This window comes from Nocardioides segetis, from assembly GCF_051390595.1.
Lineage (GTDB): Bacteria > Actinomycetota > Actinomycetes > Propionibacteriales > Nocardioidaceae > Nocardioides.
Genome location: NZ_JBNINR010000036.1, coordinates 1 through 1,416, shown reverse-complemented (window position 1 = coordinate 1,416; position 1,416 = coordinate 1). Strand labels below are relative to the sequence as shown.

The 1,416-nt window shown below is 67.3% G+C and carries 1 protein-coding gene; it reads right to left on the bottom strand.

Features of this window, described 5'->3' with window-relative positions; all coding sequences use genetic code 11:
• Positions 1–47 precede the first annotated feature (47 nt).
• Positions 48–1,286 (bottom strand): IS256 family transposase, encoded by a 1,239-nt coding sequence (locus ACPZVR_RS25370; protein ID WP_436702475.1) that lies wholly within the window; start codon positions 1,284–1,286, stop codon positions 48–50.
• Between the last annotated feature and the right edge of the window lie 130 nt (positions 1,287–1,416).

The following is a 1,416-nucleotide window of genomic DNA, read 5'->3' as shown; positions in this document are numbered from 1 at the left end:
GGACAGAGCCCCGCGGGGTGGTGGGCTTTGAGGTGATCCTCGGTGCCCTACTCGCCGCTCTCGATGGCGGCGTGATCACCAGTATCCATGGGGTCGTTGAGCAGCGCCATGGACTCCTCTGAGAGGTAGCGGCGGTCGCCGGCGATCCACTCGTCGTGCATGTCGATGAGAACCGCGCCGACCAGTCGGATCACGGCGGCGGCGTTGGGGAAGATCCCGACGACGCGGCTGCGGCGCTTGATCTCCTTGTTGACCCGCTCCAGCGGGTTGGTGGACCAGATCTTGCGCCAGTGGGCCTTCGGGAAGGCGGTGAACGCCAGCACCTCGGCCTTGGCCTCATCCATCAACGGACCGACCTTCGGGAACGAAGCCGCGAGCTGGTCACGGACCTCGTCCCACGCGGCGGCCACGGCTTCGGGGTCGGGCTGGGCGAAGATCGTGCGGAACACCGCGGCGACCATGTCGGCGTGGGTCTTGGGCACGTGTGCCAAGAGGTTGCGGGCGAAGTGGACCCGGCACCGCTGGTGCGCGGAGCCTTGGAAGGACCGCTTGAGTGCCTTCACGAGACCGGAGTGCTGGTCGCTGATGACCAGCTTCACGCCGGACAGGCCGCGCTGCTTCAGCGACAGCAGGAACGCCCGCCAGAACGTCTCGTCCTCGCTGTCCCCGACGTCGAGTCCGAGGACCTCGCGGGAGCCGTCAGCGGCGATCCCAGTCGCCACGACCACGGCCATCGAGACGACCTGGCCGCCCTTGCCGGGCTTGTTGCGGACGTGGAGGTAGGTCGCATCGAGGTAGACGTACGGGAAGGGCGTATGGTCCAGCGGCCGGGTCCGGAACGCGCCGACGACCTCGTCGAGCTGCTCGCAGATGCGGGAGACCTCGGACTTGCTGATCCCACTGTCGGCGCCAAGAGCAACGACCAGGTCATCGACGCTGCGGGTCGAGACGCCGTGGACGTATGCCTCCATCACGACCGCGTACAGAGCCTGGTCGATCCGACGTCGGGGCTCGAGGATGCTCGGGAAGTACGAGCCCTTGCGGAGCTTGGGGATGCGCAGCTCGATGTCGCCGGCCTTGGTGGCCAGCAGCTTGGGGCGGGTGCCGTTGCGTTCGGCGACGCGGTCCTCGGTGCGCTCGTAGCGCTCCGCGCCGATCACGCCGGCGGCTTCGAACTCGACGAGTTCTTGGAGCACGGTGCGGACCGACTCGCGGATCATGTCGACGCCATCGCCGGTGCGGAACGCGTCGAGCAACTCGGACAGGGCAGACTGGGACAAGGCCATCGGATGGGCTCCTTCTTCAGTGCGTGACTTGGTCGTTTCACACCGAAGATCCCGCCGATGGCCGCCTACGTCATGAAGCCCCGCCGCCGGTCCTCAAACCCCACCACTCCAGGGGACTCTCTTGTCACCG